This window comes from Chryseobacterium sp. ISL-6 (genome assembly GCF_018613715.1).
GTDB lineage: Bacteria > Bacteroidota > Bacteroidia > Flavobacteriales > Weeksellaceae > Chryseobacterium > Chryseobacterium paludis.
Window position 1 is genome coordinate 413,474 of the sequence record NZ_JAGGPT010000001.1, and the last position, 18,293, is coordinate 431,766.

An 18,293-nucleotide genomic window follows, 5' to 3' on the forward strand; every position below is an offset into this window, starting at 1 on the left:
ATTTTTAATGTAACAAAATTTATTACATTTAACTGTTTCTTGCTGTCACCATTTTCTTTTTTCTCTCTATCATGCTTCTTAACCCTATCATCAGTAAGGCTAGCAGTCCAAAAAAAAGCCCGATCCATGGATTATACTGAACGTCATAACGGATAATCATCCAGCCTCCGAGTGTTGTTCCAAGAGTTACTCCCAAATTACCAAATGAAGTAGCCAGACTATTGGCAAACTCCAAAGAATTCGGTGCTGAAGAGATCATATAAGTGGACGCATTAAGAAAACTCGGGGAATACAGAAACCCCCAAACTCCAATGGCAATAATAGTTATGATCATAGTTCCATCAGACCAATATAGAAGTACAGGCATAATAATAGTTCCTGAAAGAAAAAAAGCTGTAGTAAGTGTTATATTTTTGCTAAGCATTTTTCCCGCGATCCAATTGGCAATGACCCCGATAATTCCAAATAAAAAAAGCATATAACTCACCATGGTAGAATCCATCCCCTTAGCTTTATTCAGATAATCTGCAAAATAACTATAGGTAGAAAACCAAGCGGTAATCATAAAAAAATTCATTGCTGTGCTGATTATAAAAGTAGGCTGTGTAAGTATTTTAATCTGGCTTCCGTATGTTTTCTTTTCTTTTACAGGCATAGAGGGCAATACACAATAAATGGCTATTAGTGCAATTAAACTTACAATGGACTGGATGAGAAATGAATATTCCCATGACCACAAACTAGCAATCCAGGTTGCAAAAGGAACCGTAGTAACCATTGCAATAGCTACCCCACTAAATACAATGCTCATAAGTTGATTACTGTATTTTTTATCAGCCTGTGATACCGCAACAGACAATGCTGTTGCAATATAAACAGGCTGTAAGAAAGCAGGTAAGATTCTTACAAGCATTAAAAGCCAAAACGGAGGAGAAAAATAAGAGACAATTCCGGTGATAAGAAATATAAATATCGCAGTAAACATTACACTTTTACGGTTAAATCCTGATGTCAATAAGGTCATAAAAGGTCCTGTTAAAGCAATGATTAAAGCGAAAGCACTTAGTAAATAGCCTGCTTTATCTATGCTTATTTTGTAATAGTCTGCTATTTGTGGTAAGATTCCAATGACTCCAAATTCGGTCGTAATGACTGCAATAAACCCCAGACATCCAATATATGCATACTTTTTCATCCCTGCTTTTCTGTGATGGTTTCAAAATTCTGACTGGCAAAAATCGCCATCTCATCTACAGCTTTCTGAACTTCATTTAGAATTTCTCCCATATGCATAAAGCCATGAACCATATCTTTATAGAAGCTGATATGGACAGGAATCCCTGTATCTTTCATATGCTGTGCCAGTTCTTCTCCTTCATCTCTTAATGGATCATGCTCTGCTAAAATAACCATAGTAGGGGGTGTATTTTTAAAATCTTCAATTAGTATAGGAACTGCTAAAGGAGCAGGTTGGTTTTCTCCCGTAGGATAATAATGTTTCCAGGCTTCAATTCCACCTTTTTTGTTTAAAACAGGTCCATTTTCATAGATTGACCAGGAGTTTGTATTGAGTTTATTATCAGCTGCAGGATAAATTAAGATCTGAAACTTAAACAGTTCCCCTAGCTGTGTTGAAACACTGGTAGCAAGTGCTCCACCTGCACTGTCACCTATGATCCCAATCTGATGCCTGTCGATCCCCAGAGATACAGCATTATCAACAACCCATTTTACCACATGAGTACAATCATTGAGTCCGGCAGGGAAAGGATGCTCCGGAGCCAATCTATAATCTATAAAAATGACAACTGACCCAGTTTTATTGGCTAATTTCCGAACGACAGCATCATGGGTTTCAAAGCCCCCCGCAATAAACCATCCTCCATGTATATAGATGATGGCTGAAGAGCTTGGATTTTCCCTTCCTTTTGGACGATACACTCTAGTTGGTATTTCATGTTTTCCGTGGGTAATATTGAATTCCTCAATCATCTTTACAGCCTCTTTTTTTTCACTCAATTGAAACGTCATGGTATCAAGGTATTTTCGGGTTTCTTCTAATGGATTAAGTGCATTGAATAGCTGTATTTTTTCTAAATGATTTAAAATTTGAGTTATCGGTAATGTTAATTGCATTTTTCTTTTTATTTTATGTTAAATATTTTATTGCAGGAAACTTTAGCGCTATTGTTCCCATTACTGAATATTTTCAGTTTGCAGGGACAAAATTAATTTTCAAATCTTACATTTGCACTGTATACAGTGAATTGTATGGGACTAACAAATTTGTAAGCCATGGGGGAAATAAAAGAAAATTCGACAAATAGCATCAATAGAAAATACATACAGGAATGTGATCTGTCGTATGCAGTTTGTAAAATTGGAGGAAGATGGAAATTATTGATATTAAATCAATTAAAGGATAATAAATTGCGCTTCAGTGAAGTCCGCGACCGAATTTGCGGAATCACAGAAAGAATGCTGACGCTACAATTGAGAGAGCTGGAAAAAGAAAGTCTTATCAAGAGAACTGTGTATGCTGAAGTTCCAACAAGAGTAGATTACGAATTGACAGATATTGCCAGAGAACTGATCCCGATATGGGAAGTGTTGGAAAAATGGGGTGAGAAACACCGGAAATTAATAAAAAACGGACATTAACAACTGATCTTAAAAATTAAAGGAAATCACAAATAGTATTTTAACCGGACACAATTAAGAATTACTGGTCACTTTTTTATTAAATAATATGTGGGCTATCAAAGCCAGAAGTCCGAAACTAGCCCCTACAAAACATACTCCATTCCACTGTGCGTAATGCCAGGCAATGGAAGCCAGCCAGGTTCCAAGTGATCCACCAATGAAATAACAAACCATATAAACGGTATTTAATCTGTTGACTGCATTGGTTTTAATTAAAAAATAATTGGTCTGATTCATAATATGGCTTGATTGAACACCAAGGTCAACAAGGATAACACCTACAATCAATCCCCAATAGGTTTCACCTGCAAAATATGTAAATGCCCAGCTTCCCAGTACGATAAGTAATGAATACAGGATGATCCTGTTCAGATCCATAAATTTTTGAAATTTCCCAACTTTAGCGGCAGCTAATGCTCCAACGGCTCCTGCCAATCCGAAACTTCCTACAACAGATGAACCGGCATTAAAAGGAGCTTTTTCCATATGAAAAGCCAGAGATGTAAACAATGCACACATTGAACCGAAAGCCATTGCTCCACGGAAAGAGGCCAATTGTAAAACAGGTTGTGTTCTGGCTAAGTGAAATACAGAGCGCATCAGTTCTTTATAAGTCCCTTTGAAATTAGGAAGCAGATCCGGAAGCATTTTATATACCGCGATCCAGACAACGATCATTACACCCGCAGCAATGCCAAACATGGCTCTCCAACCCCATATTTCACCCACAATTCCACCTACAAAACGTGATAAGAGAATGCCCATCAGTAAACCTGACATCACCACTCCAATATTGGAAGACCGCTCTTCATCAGATGAGAGCTCAGCAGCGATAGGCACAAAAAGCTGGGGAATTACAGAAGTCATCCCAATTAGTAAACTGGCAGCATAAAGCATCCACAAATGAGTGGCAAAAGTCATCCATAAAAGAGATCCGAAAACCAGAAAAAGATCTGCCAGTATCAGTTTTTTACGTAGAAATTTATCCCCAAGAGGGACAATTAGTAAAAGTCCTAATGCATATCCTACCTGAGTAAGTACAGAAATTTTACTTGCTGCACTTTCAGAAACATCCAGGTCGTCAGAAATAAGAGCCAGTAAGGGTTGGTTATAATAATTATTTGCAACTACCAGTCCTGAAATAATAGCCATTAGCCAGATTACAGTACGTGAAATACCAGGAGATGAGCTCGTCTGCATAGCAAAATTTTAAATTTAAATTTAATGAAAGAAATTAGTGAACTAAAGAATGGAATATCTTTTAGATAGACACAAAGATACCTATTTATATGAAAAATATTTCTTAAAGATCCAGCTGTCTTTGAAATTCTTCCAGATATTTTGCAATATGAAGACCGTCAGCCAGACCGTGATGTGCTTCAATAGAAACAGGCAGGTATTTTCTCCCCTCGCGGATACTAAATTTTCCAAACGTAATTTTGGGGATAGATTCTGTTGGATCAAGATTAGTAGGATGTAGCAAAGCACTGAAAGTATTCCACGGAATGGTAGAATGTCTTATTAAAGCTTTAGTCACAGTATCGGTACTCAATCTTAACCCTGAAGAATTTTGTACCGCTTTAACTTCTTCCTGAAGTTCAGCATTAAAAGTTTCAAATTGTTCTGAAAAAGGAATAAATGAAAAACCAAAGGTTCCATCAGCTCGGGCAATGGTGGTTCCGGCGTGGATGACATCAAATAGAACAACCTGATCATCTACGATCCGCATTTTTAATTCATCCACAGAATTTATTGCGGCCATTGATTTATGAAGGTAATAGGCAAAAAAAGAATAGCCATTTGCTTTTACCGTATCATAAGCCGTAGTACAATCTACTTCTGTTGTAAAACCAAAATATGGACTTGCCATTTTTGAAAAAAAATTAAAATGTTCTTTTCTGTTCCATTGTTCAACATCGATGATCTTCATTTTACTTACTGCTTTATCATTTCTGCAAATTTCCGTAAGTTTTCTGATTATAAAAAATTCCAAGATGAAAAATTTAAGCTTATTTCTACCATAAGATTGATATGTAATATTTATATTAATTAATGAATTTAAATAATAAAGGATCTGATTTAAATATTGTTTAACCACATATTTCCCTAAATTTATATGATGTAATAATGATAAAGTTTCAGAGTACAAAATGTGCAGTTTTAACACAAATCATCGATGTCAATTTATGATAAGTTGCTGTCTGTCATCAATACTTTTTACATTATACATTAACACAAAAAATATGAATTACAGAAAATTAGGATGCAGTGAACTGGAAGTCTCAGCGATCACGCTTAGAGCTTGGGCTACTGGAGGTTGGATGTGGAAGAGCAAAGATCGAAAGGAAGCTGTTGAAGCAATTAAAGCGTCTCATGATGTTGGAGTGACTTCTATTGATACTGCCCCAATTTATGGACAGGGAGCCAGTGAGGAAATTGTTGGAGAGGCTATTAAAGGATTTTCTCGTGATAAAGTTCAAATTCTCACAAAATTCGGGATGCGTTGGGATTTGGAGAAAGGAGATTTTGCAATGAAAAGCTATGATCATAATGGAAATGCGATCGAAGTTTATAAATATGCGGGAAAAGAAAGCATTATTTATGAATGTGAACAAAGCTTAAAGAGATTAGGAACTGATTATATTGATCTGTATCAAATTCACTGGCCAGATTCTACCACTCCCATCGATGAAACTTTTGAGGCTGTTTTAAAATTAATAGAACAGGGAAAAGTGCGTTTTGCAGGAGTTTGTAATTATACTGCATCGCAGATACAGCAAGCCGAAAGAACGCTTCCTTTGGTTTCTAACCAAATTCCATTCAATATGGTCAACCGCACCGTTGAAAGTGAAACAGTTTCTTACTGCATAGATCACAACAAGTCTGTATTGGCTTACAGCCCATTAGAAAGAGGATTGTTAACAGGGGAAATACATTCCGGTTATGAGTTTAAACCCGGTGATCATAGAGCTAGTTTACCTCATTTTCAACCCCAGTTTGTTGAAAAAACAAATGTCTTTTTAGATAAAATTAAACCTATTGCAGAACAGCATAATGCAAGTTTGAGTCAGTTGGTTTTAAGATGGACTATTGAAAGACCTGGAATCACTATCGCCTTAGCAGGAGCCAGAAATGCGGAACAAGCTGTTCAAAATGCAAATGCAATTCATATTAATTTAAGCAAAGAAGAACTGAAAACAATCGATGATCTGGTAAATACTTTTTAAAAACTAAAGATTAAAAGTTGAAATTATCGACCATAATAGTCTTTTCTATTTACTCTTTACTCTCATTATCATTAATATTATAAAAGCTATGGAAAATACAAAATTAGGGTTTATTGGATTAGGAAATATGGGAAATCCAATGGCCAAAAATCTGGAAAAAGCGGGATTTCCGCTATCTGTTTATAACAGAACAATTGAAAAAGCGGAAGACTTTAAAGAAAAATCAACAGTTTACAGTAAGGTTTCAGATGTGATTAAAAACAGTGATGTTATTTTTACAATGCTGACCAATGATGATGCAGTAAGAGCAGTATATGAAGAAATACTATCAGTAGATATTCATGGTAAACTGTTCGTTGATATGAGTACTATTTCTCCTGAGGCAAGTAATGATATTTCTTCCGCTGTTAAAATAAAAGAAGCCGGATTTATTGATGCTCCTGTTGCCGGAAGTACAAAACCTGCTGCTGATGGTACCCTGATTATTATGGTAGGTGGCGAAGAAAAAGATGTAGAGCGTGCACAACCTTATTTACAAAAGCTTGGAAAAACCATCAAGCATTTGGGAGAGAATGGAAAAGGAATTGCTGCAAAATTATCAGTAAACTATTTCATATCTACCCTATATCAAGGACTTGCTGAGACTGTTTTATTTTCGGATAAGCTAGGAATAGAACGTAAAGATATGCTGGACATTATTAATGAGAGCGCAAGTGGTAGTGGTGCTACAAAAGTTAAAACACCATTACTGGTGAATGATAACTATGAACCGGCATTTGCATTAGATCTTATGTTAAAAGATATTCTTCTCGCCAAAAAAGCGGGAGCTGATTATCCATTATCAAAAACATTAATTGATACCTACCAGTCGGCTCATGATGCGGGATTTGGAAAAGATGATGTGATCGGTATTATCAATTATCTGAAAAAATAATCATTATAAAAACATGGTATGAACACGGATATTTTTAAAGGAACTCTTTGGACTGCTAAAAAAGTAGATGAGATCTATATTGTAAGTGTAAAAGACAGGTCAGGTATTGTAGAAGCATTGACGGACTTTGTTAAGGTTCAAAAAATACAGTCCGGAGAGATAACAGGAATAGGTGCAGTAAGCGAGGCAACACTTCGGTTTTTTGTTCCTTCGACAAAAAATTATGTCGATAAGACTTTCAATGAACAAATGGAGGCCTCTAATATTTCAGGAAATGTTTCAGTAATGGATGATAAACCACTACTCCATTTGCATATCACGTTGGGAAGACAGGACTATACCGCTTTGGCAGGACATCTCTTGGATGCAAAGATCCGCGGTGCAGGAGAATTTATTTTTTATCCTTTGAACACAAAAATGGTAAAAGTTAAAGATGATGAAGTTGGGATTAATTTTTATGATTTTGAAAAATAATGCTCCAAATCCAATCATAAAAGATACTATATATAGGCACTTTTGTATGCATAAAAAGAGAACTTAACAAATACAAACAATGAAATTGGTTTTGAAGCCATCAGAAAATCAAGCCATCCACGATTTGGTTATACCTTTGGTGGATTCAGTTAAGTAGAATTTTATTTTCCTTATGATCTTTGTATCATCAATTAAGATCAAAAAATAAAGAAAATGGAAACAAAAAAAGTATGGTTCGTTACTGGTGCCTCTAAAGGATTGGGACTTAATTTAGTTAAAAAATTACTAGCCGAAGGATATCGTGTAGCAGCAACGAGTAGAAATGCGGATTCTCTGATTAAAGAGATTGGTAGTGCATCTGAAACATTTTTACCCCTGGAAGTCAATTTGAAAGAGAATTCAAGTGTTAAGGAGGCTGTTGAAAAAAGTATAGCTCATTTTGGACAACTTGATGTTATTGTAAACAATGCCGGATATGCGCAGGTTGGTTCTTTAGAAGAGCTTTCTGATGAGGAATCACGTGAAAATTTTGATGTTAATGTATTTGGAGCATTAAATGTTGTCAGAAATGTAATGCCTTATTTACGAAATCAGAGATCAGGAAATATATTTAATATTTCTTCAGTAGCAGGTTTCTCCGGTGGTTTTGCAGGTTGGGGGATCTATTGTTCCACCAAGTTTGCTATGGCAGGATTTACAGAAGCACTGGCAGAGGAAGTTAAAGAATTTGGCGTAAAAGCTACTGTTGTATATCCTGGATATTTTCGTACAGAATTTCTTACAAAAGGATCAATCAGAACTCCTGAAAATGCTATCGAAGATTACAAAATGGCACGTGAATCTCAACAACTGCATCTTGATACCATTAATGGAAATCAGATGAATGATCCAGAAAAAGGAGCAGAAGTTCTCATTGCGATGAGTAAAGAAGAGCATCCACCTGTACATTTGTTATTAGGAAATGAAACGATTGATTTACTTAAAAATAAAATCGATATCCTAACCCAAGATGCTGAAAAATGGAAAAATTATACCCTATCTACAGCTTATACTGAACTTTCATAAAAAGTACCTATGAACAATACGATAGAAGAAACAAAAGAATATATCGGAATGTGGGTAACCAAAGACGGTCACATCCGCCATGAATTATTACCCGACAATCGATACGACGAAGCCCGTGGTTCGCGTGAAAGTGCCTACCAGGGAAGTTATTGGGTTTCAGGAGATCATATTGATTATAAAGATGATACTGGATTTACCGCAGACGGCGACTTTAAAGATGGGATATTATACCACGGTGGTATGGTTTTTTATAAAGAAAATTGATTTACTAAATTAGCACGATGGAAAAGATGTTTCGCTTTAATTCGATTTCCGAGTTTCATAACTTTTGTAATCTACCTGGTCCTGAACATCCATTGATCAGCCTGATTGATTACAGTAAGGTTTCTTATCCTATAGATGATAATGAAATGAAATGGATTCAGAATTTCTATTCTGTAGGCTTAAAAAGGAATGTTAATGCCAAATTCAACTATGGCCAGCAACAGTATGATTTTGATTCGGGGGTTCTGTCATTTGTTTCTCCACTTCAGTTTTTAAAAGTAGAGATCAATCAAAATGTAAAAGTAGAGCCAACGGGCTGGATACTTCTTATACATCCTGATTTTCTATGGAATACTTCACTGGCAAAAAAGATAAAATCGTACGAGTTCTTTCAATATTCAGTAAATGAAGCTCTTTTTTTGTCAGAAAAAGAAGAAAATGCAATCGCTGAAATTCTAAAAAACATTGAAAAGGAATATCAATCCAACATCGATAAGTTCAGTCAGGAATTGATAATTGCCCAATTAGAATTATTGCTTATCTATTCCGAACGATTTTATGAGCGACAGTTTCTAACCAGGAAAAAATCCAATCATGAGATTCTTGAACGATTTGAAGAGACCTTATCCCGGTATTTCAATAATGGGCATATCCCGGAAAATGGTTTGCCTACGGTAAAAGCTATTGCTGAAGAAATGAATATATCCCCCAATTACCTTGGAAGCTTATTACGGATTCATACGCAGCAGAACACCCAACAGCATATCCAGAACAGACTTATTGAATATGCTAAAGAGCGGTTGAGTACCACGAATTTGTCTGTTAGTGAAATTGCTTATGAACTTGGTTTTGAACATCCACAATCATTTAGTAAACTTTTCAAACAAAAAACGACCCAATCCCCTTTGGAATTCAGAAAATTTTTCTCGTAAAAGCATTTACGAAATGACCATATACAAGGTGAGCTGTTTATTGCAGCTCATCTTTTTTTAACTAATTTATTCTGTTAGATTCTTGTATAAAAGAAAGATACGTTTTTAACCTTGCATGAAAGAAAGTATCTGTCATAAATAGAACCAGGAATAGAATAATAAAGCCAAATGAGAGACCCTTCATGTAGCAGCTGTCAAAAAGTAAATATATGGAAAGTATAAATAGAGAAAGCCAAATTGTTTTAAAAATGACATAACTCTTACTATCTTTTTTCGCTTTGATGTATTATTTCGTAAGAGTCAGCTGATGATTTTTTGAATATTCTTTTTCAACCCTTTGTATCTCTTTACCTTTGGTTACCACAAGATAGCCTCCATAACTTAAAAGCATTAATGATAAAATACTTAAAGGGATAATAAGCCCTTTAAAAAAGACATCACTTGTTTTAGTTGAATAAAAAATAAGAGGAACACAAAAAATAATAATACCGGCTATCATCAGTTTAGCCTGAATTAAGTCTCCTTTAGTCCAATTACTAAACTGTTGAATAAAATCCATTATAATACAATTGATAAATTAATTCTAATCAGACTTCAGTGGTTGTTACTCCAAATTTCTTTTTAAACGAATAATAGAAATGCGACAAATTCTCAAACCCAAGATCAAGATAAATATCAGTGGGTTTTTTATTTTGATGTTTAATTAAATAATAGGCTTCTTCCAATCGTTTTTCTTTAAGCCATTTTTGGGGAGGTATGCTGAATGCTTTTTGAAAATCACGCTTAAAACCAGATAGACTGCGACCTGTTAATTTTGCAAAAGCTTCGACAGGTAAGTTGAAAATAAAATTCTGATTCATGAATTCTTTTAAATCAGTTTTATAGGGCTCAGAAAAATCAAAAAGCAAATTCTTAAAATCAGGATTACTTTGTAAAAGAAGCTCAATTGCTTCCTTTACTTTTAACGAAGCTAGTTTTGAGCTTGCATTTTTAGTTTTATCAATATAGGGAATCAGAGAAACAAAATACTTCGTAAAAAAATCATCCGACTCAAAAAAGAATTTTTGTTTATTCTTAAATTCGTTATCAACAATAATTTTGTTTTCTGCTGCATATTGCTGAAGTGTATTTTTATCCAGAGTAATTGAAATAAATTGATACTGGGTTTCTTTAGAAGGATGTTTTATAGTTCTTACAAGTTGATTTTTTCTGACCAGAACGACTGTGTTTTCTTTAATAATAGTCTTGCCCTGATCATGAAAAGCATGAGTCTCACCAGATAATTGGAATCCTAAAAAATGATCTGGAATAAATTCTTCCATTCCCCTGTATTTTTCAAAAGCACAAGAGTATACCAATCGATCAAATATTATTTCAGAACTTTTTGTCATAATACAAATATCTGAAATTTAAAAAATACCAGCAGCCCCTTTGTTTGCTATTTCCTTATCCTGCTCCGGCGAACCTCCGGAAGAGGCAATAGCTCCTATTATTTTTCCCTCTTTATTTTTAATAACCACGCCACCTGCTATTGTTAAAAGTCCGTCGTTAGAATTTAACATACCATATCCATGAATGTCAGCACCTGAAACAATAGTGCCCATTGTATCACTGTCGACACCGAACATTACTGCAGTTCGGGCTTTTTTAATAGCAAAATCGATGACGCCATAAACGCTGTCCAGTCTTGCAAATGCGACCAAATGTCCTCCTGTATCTACTACGGCAAGGCTTACAGGAATATGTAAAGATTTTGCTTTTTCTATGGATGCATTTATTGCAATTGTTGCTTCAGAATAAGTGATATTCATTTGTTTTTTTTATTTAATGATGTTAAATGAATGCGTAAACAAAAATATTTACGCATTCTCTGAATATTGAATATTGTGTTTTAACTTTTTACACTCCAGGCTTCTGTTTGTAATTGTTTTACAAAATCCTCTGTTTCTTTAGGGTGTAAATTTCTGAAATTACTATGATCATCTAATGCAACATTTACAATTACATCAGCCATAGATTGTGGATCAAGTTGGTTGGCAAGAGCTTCAGTAGTTCCTGCAAAAACTGATTCTGGGGTGAAATTTACCTTAGGATCATACCAATGCATAATAGAATCTACTCCCCTATCATTAAATCCAGTTCCAAAAACTCCCGGATTACAGGTTGCTATTTTGATGTTAAAAGGTTCTAATTCTGTCTTAAGACCTTCTGCGATAGCCTCTAAAGCATGCTTTGAAGCACAGTAAGCAGCAACGTAAGGAACAGTCCAAAGACCTCCCATTGATGATGTAAAAACAATTTTACCACCTTTCTTGTCGATAAATTTTTTAATAAAACCTTGAGCCAGCTCCAAAGCTCCGAATACATTTACTTCAAACATAGAACGGATCAGATCCAGAGGCTGCTCAGCAATAGGTCCTCCTTCCATGATACCGGCATTACTTATTAAAATATCAATATCATATTTTTTTAAAGTATAAGCAATGTCTTTAGGATTGGTCACATCTAATTTATCAACAGTCATCTGAACACCTTGTTCTTTGGCTTCTCTTATTAAATCACTCATCTGCGGGTAAACCTGTGTCGTCGCAATGACATGGTGTCCCTTTTTAGCTAGATCGAAAGCTGCAATTTTACCAAAACCACTTGCAGCACCTGTAATTAAAATTGTTTTACTCATTTTGTATTTTTTATTCTGTTTAGTTAGTAAAACAAATTTCAACTTTATGTGAACTTATGTTATTGGTGGAAAGCCCAATGTTTTATTGCTGGAAAGTTCAATCTAAAAAAATGTTATTTTTAAATATTTATTGGTGATTGGTCAGCTTTTTGAATGATAAAATCAACCAAAGTCATATAAATACCAAAAGTTTTTATAGATCATAATATATTATTCATTGAAACTAATTACATTCACAAAAAAAGGAATTTATTGTCCTCAAGGTCAATTTTACATAGATCCCTGGCGGCCTGTCGATCTGGCGGTGATCACTCATGGACATGCAGATCATGCCCGTTGGGGAATGAAAAAGTATTTTTGCCACCATTTTACCAAACCTATTTTATACCAAAGAATAGGACCTGAAATTGAATGCCAGAGCGTAGGTTATGGTGAAGTTACAATAATTAATGGAGTCAAGGTTTCTCTACATCCTGCAGGCCATATCATAGGATCTGCCCAAATCAGATTAGAGTATAAAGGATATGTAAGTGTAATTTCAGGAGATTATAAAGTTCAGGATGATGGATTAAGTACTCCTTTTGAATTGGTAAAGTGTCATGAATTTGTGACTGAAAGTACTTTTGGGCTTCCCATTTACAACTGGTTGGAAATTGAAGATCTTAATAAAAAACTTCAAAATTGGGTATTAAGAAATAAAGAAAACGGGAAAACATCTGTTTTTGTGGGCTATTCTCTTGGAAAAGCACAACGTATTATGAAGGCAATAGAAGGATTAGGAAAAATCCATGTTCACTATTCTATTGGGAAGCTCAATGAAGCTTTTGAAAGTGTGGGAATAAAACTTCCTGAATATGAGGTTCCTGACTTTAAAGAAAGTACCAAGCATCTGCAAAGTGAAATTGTTATTGTTCCGCCGGCTTTATTAGACAGTAATATCATTCGTAAAATACCCGAAGCGGCGACAGCCATCTGTTCAGGATGGATGCAGGTTCGGGGTGCCAGAAGATGGCGAAGTGCTGATGCAGGATTTGCAATGAGTGATCATGCAGATTGGGGTGGATTACTGCAGGCTGTAAAAGCTACTGAAGCAGAAATTGTTCATGTTACCCATGGGCAAACGGAAGTTTTTTCAAAATACTTAAATGAAATAGGTGTTAAAGCTGATGTTGTACAAACTCAGTTTGGTGAGGATGAAGAAGAGGCTGAAAAAGAAAACATTGAAAATCCTGAGCCATGAAACATTTTGCAGAATTGATCAATGCTTTGGAAAGCACTAATAAAACCAACGCTAAAATAGATGCGATCATCGATTATCTTGAGCGTGCACCTGAAGAAGATAAAGTATGGTTTATTGCTTTGTTTACCGGCAAAAGACCCAAAAGAAATGTCAATACAAATTTAATGAAGGAATGGGCATTGGAAATTACCCAACTTCCCTTCTGGCTTTTTCAGGAGAGTTATTCATCTGTAGGTGATCTTGGTGAAACACTTTCCTTAATTCTGCCACAGCCTAGAGAAAAAATAGAGCGGACTCTTTCACAGTGGATGAATGACATTGTAAATCTGAAAGATAAAACTGAGGCCGAAAAAAAAGAATTCGTTTTACAATCGTGGAATGGGCTGGATTATACGGAGCGACTGATTTTCAATAAATTATTAGGTGGAAGCTTCCGTATAGGTGTTTCCGATAAAACATTGATCAATGCTCTGACAAAATATTCAGGGCAGGAAGCAAGTGCATTAATGCATAGCATGATGGGAAAATGGAATCCTGGTGAAGTTTCTTTTCAGGAATTGATCTCAGCAGAAAAAGTGAATGCTGACAACTCTCGTCCTTACCCATTTTGTCTCGCCTATCCTTTGGAAAAAGAACTTTCCGAATTGGGAGAACCTAACGAATGGCTGATCGAATATAAATGGGATGGAATACGTGGTCAGATCATCAGAAGAAATGATGAAGTTTTCATCTGGTCCCGGGGTGAAGAACTGATCACGGAACAGTTTCCTGAAATTGTAGAAGCTGTAAAGGCTATGAAAGGGAATTTTGTTTTAGATGGAGAAATACTTGCGGTAAAGGATGGTAAGGTTTTAAATTTTAATGAATTACAGAAAAGATTAAATAGAAAAAATGTTACTAAAAAGATGCTTACTGATATTCCTGTTGAAGTATTTGCTTATGATTTAATTGAACTTGAAGGCAACGATCTACGGGTGAAGCCTATCTCTGGAAGAAGAGCTATGCTCGAAGAATTATTCCTTAATGAAGATCCTGAAAAAATTCGGCTTTCAAGGGTTATTGAATTTGAAAAATGGGAAGAATTAGATCAAATCAGAGAATGTTCAAGGGATATTAATAGTGAGGGATTAATGCTTAAACAAAAGAATTCTCCTTATCATTCAGGACGGAAAAAAGGCGACTGGTGGAAATGGAAGATCAATCCAATGACCATTGATGCAGTATTGATCTATGCCCAGAAAGGAAGTGGAAGGCGAAGTGCTTATTATACTGATTATAGTTTTGCTGTAAAAAATGGAGATTCTCTGGTAACAATTGCGAAGGCCTATTCAGGGTTAACGGATAAAGAAATTATGGAGGTCAGTCGTTTTGTAAATAAGAATGCTATTGAAAAATTTGGGCCGGTCCGCACAGTAAAAGCTGAGCTTGTTTTTGAAATTGCTTTTGAAGGAATAGGCTTCAGTAGTCGCCATAAAAGTGGTGTAGCATTGCGTTTTCCAAGAATCGTACGGTGGCGGAGAGACAAAACGGTAAATGAAATAGATGATCTTGAAGAAATAAAAAAACTGATACAATAATTTGACTGCTTTTGAAAATACCAATGGATTTAAGGTCATTCAGCAATGGATGGCTGAAAAAGGTAATTCCCCTTTCAAATTTCAGACAGATACCTGGTGGAAGTTTGGAAATGGATACAGCGGAATGGTTATTGCGCCAACAGGATTTGGAAAAACTTATTCTGTATTTTTAGCCCTGATCACTGATTTTCTCAATCATCCTGAAAAGTATAAAAAGGGACTGAAAATGATCTGGATCACTCCTCTTCGATCCCTTTCTAAAGATATTGCAAAGGCAATGGAAGAGGCTATCAATGAGATAGGACTGGATTGGACTGTTGGAGTGAGAAATGGCGATACTGATCCCAAAACAAGGCAGCAACAGGTCAGAAATATGCCAGATATTCTAGTGGTAACTCCTGAAAGTTTACATCTTCTTTTGGGTCAAAAAGATCATTTGAAATTTTTCAAAAATCTCCATTGCATTGCGGTTGATGAATGGCATGAACTATTGGGTTCCAAACGGGGTGTAATGGTAGAACTGGGTATTTCACAGGTTAGAAAGTATGTTCCTTTATTAAAAATTTGGGGAATTACAGCAACAATCGGTAATCTGGATGAAGCACTGGAGGTCTTAATTCCATATGATATCAAAAAAACAAAAATTACTGCGAAACAGCAGAAAAAAATTGACATCATTCCTGTATTTCCGGATGAAGTCGAAATTTTACCATGGGCAGGGCATTTGGGGGCTAAGCTTGCTGATAAAATTGTTCCTATTATTCTTGAATCTAAATCTACGATCGTATTTACCAATACCCGGAGTCAGAGTGAAATGTGGTATCAGTTATTGCTTAATGCATATCCTGATTTTGCGGGCCAGATTGCTATTCATCACAGTTCTATTGATGCTCATTTAAGAATCTGGATCGAAGATAATTTAAGCAGTGGTAAATTAAAAGCTGTTGTTTCTACTTCATCTTTAGATTTAGGTATCGACTTCAAACCTGTTGATACTGTGATTCAAATAGGTTCTGCTAAAGGTGTGGCCAGGTTTCTGCAACGCGCCGGACGAAGTGGACACTCTCCTTTTGAAACCTCTAAAATCTATTGTGTTCCCACACATTCTCTGGAACTGATTGAAGTGGCTGCCTTAAAAGAAGCCGTAAAACAAAAAGTTATTGAACCTCGTGAACCTCAGGTGTTGTGTTTTGATGTTTTGGTACAGTTCCTGATGACTTTAGCTGTTGGTGACGGATTCTTTCCTGATGAAACCTATGAAAGAATTAAAAAGGTCTATACTTTTCAGGAGATGACTCCTGAAGAATGGAAAGAGATCATTGATTTTCTTACTATTGGTGGCAGTGCATTAAAAAGCTACGAAGAATTTCATAAAGTAGTGATTATGGATGATGGGTTATTTAAAGTGACTTCCAGAAAAATAGCTATGCTGCACCGGATGAATATGGGAGCGATCGTAAGTGATGCAATGCTAAAGGTTAAATTTATTTCTGGTGGTTATATTGGAATGATTGAAGAATACTTCATTTCAAAGCTCAAAAAAGAAGAAAAATTTATTTTGGCCGGAAGAGTTCTTGAAGTAGCAATGGTTAAGGATATGACCGTTTATGTACGTCTGTCGAAAGGAAAAGCCTTAGTTCCCAGTTACCTTGGCGGAAGATTACCTTTAAGTTCCAATTTGAGTACTTTTTTAAGGGAAAAGCTTTCCGGGGCATTGAATCCTGCTTCTTCAGAAAAAGAACTTAAATTTTTGCATCCTCTCCTTGTCAGTCAGGAAAAAACATCCCATATTCCGAAAGAAGATGAATTTCTGGTGGAACTGATTAAGAACAAAGAAGGGTTTCATTTGTTTATGTACCCTTTTGAAGGACGTCTGGTGCATGAAGTCATGGCTGCATTAATTGCTTTCAGAATTTCTAAACTCGCTCCTATTTCCTTTTCAATGGCCATGAATGATTATGGTTTTGAGCTGTTCAGTGATAAAGAAATTCCTTTAAATGAAGGCAACCTGGAGAAGATTCTAACCCGTGATAATCTGATGGTTGATGTTATTTCAAGTATTAATTCTGCTGAAATGGCACGTAGAAAATTCCGCGATATTGCCGTTATTTCAGGAATGGTTATCCAAAATTTCCCTGGACAGCAACGATCAAATAAAGCCTTACAAAGTTCAGCGGGACTCATTTTTAAAGTACTTGAAGATTATGATCCAAATCACTTTCTTGTAAGACAGTCTTATACAGAAGTTTTTAATATGCAGCTACAAGAACAAAGACTTGTAGAAGCCTTCAAAAGAATTGAAAAATCGAAAATTATTTTAAAATATTCTAATACTTTTACACCGTTAAGCTTCCCAATTAAAGTAGATAGTCTTCGTCAGACTCTTTCAAGCGAAGGTTTAGATGCGAGAATACAAAAATTGATAGAACAGGCGGGTAAGAGAAGAGAATAAAGAGTCGAAATATGGATATTGACGATTTAGAAGTTAGATTTAATAGATTAGTTATACCTGAATCCCGGTCTGGAAATTCAGAAAGCTCTCGAAAATAAACATGTATATAGCCACAAAAAATATCAGTATTCAAAATGAAGTTTTTACTTTAACGAATCAGCGTGCGTTGTTTTGGAAAAAAGAAAAAGCATTGATTCTGTCAGATCTTCATATCGGGAAAACGGCTCATTTTAGGAAAAATGGAATTGCACTGGCAAATCATGTGATGAAGAGTGACCTTGAGAGATTGTCGGTACTAATCGCTTATTTTCAGCCTGAAAAATTTATTGTTGTCGGAGATCTGCTGCATGCGGGAAACAATTCTGATGTCGAAGAATTTTGTGAATGGCGAAATCAATATTCCAAACTGAAGTTTTATCTTATTGAAGGAAATCATGACCGTATTTCAAAGGAGCTGGAAGAAAAATTATGTCTTGATTTTAAAGCAAAAATTTTAGAATTGGCAGATATTCTTTTTATTCATGATTTTGATAGGTCCAATCCGAAGTTTCAGATTACAGGACATATTCATCCTGGATTTGTCATTAATTCCACTGTTAAAAGTATCCGTCTACCCTGTTTTGTACAAACTACACATCAATTATTACTTCCCGCTTATAGTGAGTTTACAGGATTAGATACAAAAAATCTCCCTAAAGGAGGAAGATTCTATGTTTTTACGGATGCTGAGATCTACCAAATCTAA

General features: G+C 35.5%; 19 protein-coding genes. 11 read left to right on the forward strand and 8 right to left on the reverse strand.

Annotation, left to right across the window (positions count from 1 at the left end):
* Nucleotides 1-28 precede the first annotated feature (28 nt).
* Nucleotides 29-1,195, reverse strand: a complete 1,167-nt coding sequence (locus tag J7E44_RS01905) for an MFS transporter (protein ID WP_214824995.1) — start codon at nucleotides 1,193-1,195, stop codon at nucleotides 29-31.
* A complete protein-coding gene (locus J7E44_RS01910) occupies nucleotides 1,192-2,136 on the reverse strand; it encodes an alpha/beta hydrolase (protein ID WP_214824998.1) in 945 nt (314 codons plus the stop codon). The genes J7E44_RS01905 and J7E44_RS01910 overlap by 4 nt, the downstream gene beginning before the upstream one ends.
* A gap of 159 nt (nucleotides 2,137-2,295) precedes the next feature.
* Between J7E44_RS01910 and J7E44_RS01915 the strand changes: the two genes are divergently transcribed.
* Nucleotides 2,296-2,661 carry a winged helix-turn-helix transcriptional regulator gene (locus J7E44_RS01915; RefSeq protein ID WP_214825000.1) on the forward strand — a complete coding sequence of 122 codons (366 nt, stop codon included), beginning with the start codon at nucleotides 2,296-2,298 and terminating at the stop codon, nucleotides 2,659-2,661.
* A 54-nt stretch (nucleotides 2,662-2,715) separates the two neighbouring features.
* Here J7E44_RS01915 and J7E44_RS01920 read toward each other — a convergent pair whose 3' ends face one another.
* On the reverse strand, nucleotides 2,716-3,903 hold the full coding sequence (locus J7E44_RS01920) for an MFS transporter (protein ID WP_214825002.1): 1,188 nt from the start codon (nucleotides 3,901-3,903) through the stop codon (nucleotides 2,716-2,718).
* A 103-nt stretch (nucleotides 3,904-4,006) separates the two neighbouring features.
* Nucleotides 4,007-4,696: a chloramphenicol acetyltransferase gene (locus J7E44_RS01925; RefSeq protein ID WP_251040449.1), complete on the reverse strand. Its 690-nt coding sequence runs from the start codon at nucleotides 4,694-4,696 to the stop codon at nucleotides 4,007-4,009.
* Nucleotides 4,697-4,946: 250 nt separating this feature from the next.
* Here J7E44_RS01925 and J7E44_RS01930 point away from each other — a divergent pair, with 250 nt between their 5' ends.
* The 6 genes from J7E44_RS01930 (at nucleotide 4,947) to J7E44_RS01955 (ending at nucleotide 9,599) form a co-directional block, all read left to right on the forward strand.
* Complete coding sequence (locus J7E44_RS01930; RefSeq protein WP_214825004.1) at nucleotides 4,947-5,930, forward strand: aldo/keto reductase; 984 nt, start codon at nucleotides 4,947-4,949, stop codon at nucleotides 5,928-5,930.
* Nucleotides 5,931-6,018: 88 nt separating this feature from the next.
* Nucleotides 6,019-6,864 (forward strand): NAD(P)-dependent oxidoreductase, encoded by an 846-nt coding sequence (locus J7E44_RS01935; RefSeq protein ID WP_214825006.1) that lies wholly within the window; start codon nucleotides 6,019-6,021, stop codon nucleotides 6,862-6,864.
* 18 nt (nucleotides 6,865-6,882) lie between these two features.
* Complete coding sequence (locus J7E44_RS01940; RefSeq protein ID WP_214825007.1) at nucleotides 6,883-7,338, forward strand: PPC domain-containing DNA-binding protein; 456 nt, start codon at nucleotides 6,883-6,885, stop codon at nucleotides 7,336-7,338.
* 213 nt (nucleotides 7,339-7,551) lie between these two features.
* Nucleotides 7,552-8,403, forward strand: coding sequence for an SDR family oxidoreductase (locus tag J7E44_RS01945; RefSeq protein WP_214825010.1), 852 nt, complete (start codon nucleotides 7,552-7,554; stop codon nucleotides 8,401-8,403).
* A gap of 9 nt (nucleotides 8,404-8,412) precedes the next feature.
* Entirely contained in the window at nucleotides 8,413-8,667 is a 255-nt protein-coding gene (locus tag J7E44_RS01950; RefSeq protein ID WP_251040450.1) for an Atu4866 domain-containing protein, read from the forward strand.
* Nucleotides 8,668-8,684: 17 nt separating this feature from the next.
* On the forward strand, nucleotides 8,685-9,599 hold the full coding sequence (locus tag J7E44_RS01955) for a helix-turn-helix domain-containing protein (protein WP_214825013.1): 915 nt from the start codon (nucleotides 8,685-8,687) through the stop codon (nucleotides 9,597-9,599).
* Nucleotides 9,600-9,885: 286 nt separating this feature from the next.
* On the opposite strand, the gene J7E44_RS01960 is transcribed toward J7E44_RS01955, so the two are convergent.
* The 4 genes from J7E44_RS01960 to J7E44_RS01975 all read right to left on the reverse strand — a co-directional run bounded on the left by J7E44_RS01960 (nucleotide 9,886) and on the right by J7E44_RS01975 (nucleotide 12,279).
* Complete coding sequence (locus tag J7E44_RS01960) at nucleotides 9,886-10,158, reverse strand: hypothetical protein (protein ID WP_214825016.1); 273 nt, start codon at nucleotides 10,156-10,158, stop codon at nucleotides 9,886-9,888.
* A 28-nt stretch (nucleotides 10,159-10,186) separates the two neighbouring features.
* On the reverse strand, nucleotides 10,187-10,990 hold the full coding sequence (locus tag J7E44_RS01965) for a helix-turn-helix domain-containing protein (RefSeq protein WP_214825019.1): 804 nt from the start codon (nucleotides 10,988-10,990) through the stop codon (nucleotides 10,187-10,189).
* 18 nt (nucleotides 10,991-11,008) lie between these two features.
* Nucleotides 11,009-11,410 (reverse strand): GlcG/HbpS family heme-binding protein, encoded by a 402-nt coding sequence (locus J7E44_RS01970; RefSeq protein WP_214825022.1) that lies wholly within the window; start codon nucleotides 11,408-11,410, stop codon nucleotides 11,009-11,011.
* A gap of 80 nt (nucleotides 11,411-11,490) precedes the next feature.
* On the reverse strand, nucleotides 11,491-12,279 hold the full coding sequence (locus tag J7E44_RS01975; protein WP_214825025.1) for an SDR family oxidoreductase: 789 nt from the start codon (nucleotides 12,277-12,279) through the stop codon (nucleotides 11,491-11,493).
* Nucleotides 12,280-12,496: 217 nt separating this feature from the next.
* On the opposite strand from J7E44_RS01975, the gene J7E44_RS01980 reads away from it, so the two are divergent.
* The 4 genes from J7E44_RS01980 to pdeM all read left to right on the forward strand — a co-directional run bounded on the left by J7E44_RS01980 (nucleotide 12,497) and on the right by pdeM (nucleotide 18,293).
* On the forward strand, nucleotides 12,497-13,519 hold the full coding sequence (locus J7E44_RS01980; RefSeq protein ID WP_214825028.1) for a ligase-associated DNA damage response exonuclease: 1,023 nt from the start codon (nucleotides 12,497-12,499) through the stop codon (nucleotides 13,517-13,519).
* Nucleotides 13,516-15,096: an ATP-dependent DNA ligase gene (locus tag J7E44_RS01985; protein WP_214825030.1), complete on the forward strand. Its 1,581-nt coding sequence runs from the start codon at nucleotides 13,516-13,518 to the stop codon at nucleotides 15,094-15,096. The genes J7E44_RS01980 and J7E44_RS01985 overlap by 4 nt, the downstream gene beginning before the upstream one ends.
* A 1-nt stretch (nucleotide 15,097) precedes the next feature.
* On the forward strand, nucleotides 15,098-17,548 hold the full coding sequence (locus tag J7E44_RS01990) for a ligase-associated DNA damage response DEXH box helicase (RefSeq protein WP_251040451.1): 2,451 nt from the start codon (nucleotides 15,098-15,100) through the stop codon (nucleotides 17,546-17,548).
* 100 nt (nucleotides 17,549-17,648) lie between these two features.
* Nucleotides 17,649-18,293, forward strand: a complete 645-nt coding sequence (pdeM, locus tag J7E44_RS01995; protein ID WP_214825031.1) for a ligase-associated DNA damage response endonuclease PdeM — start codon at nucleotides 17,649-17,651, stop codon at nucleotides 18,291-18,293.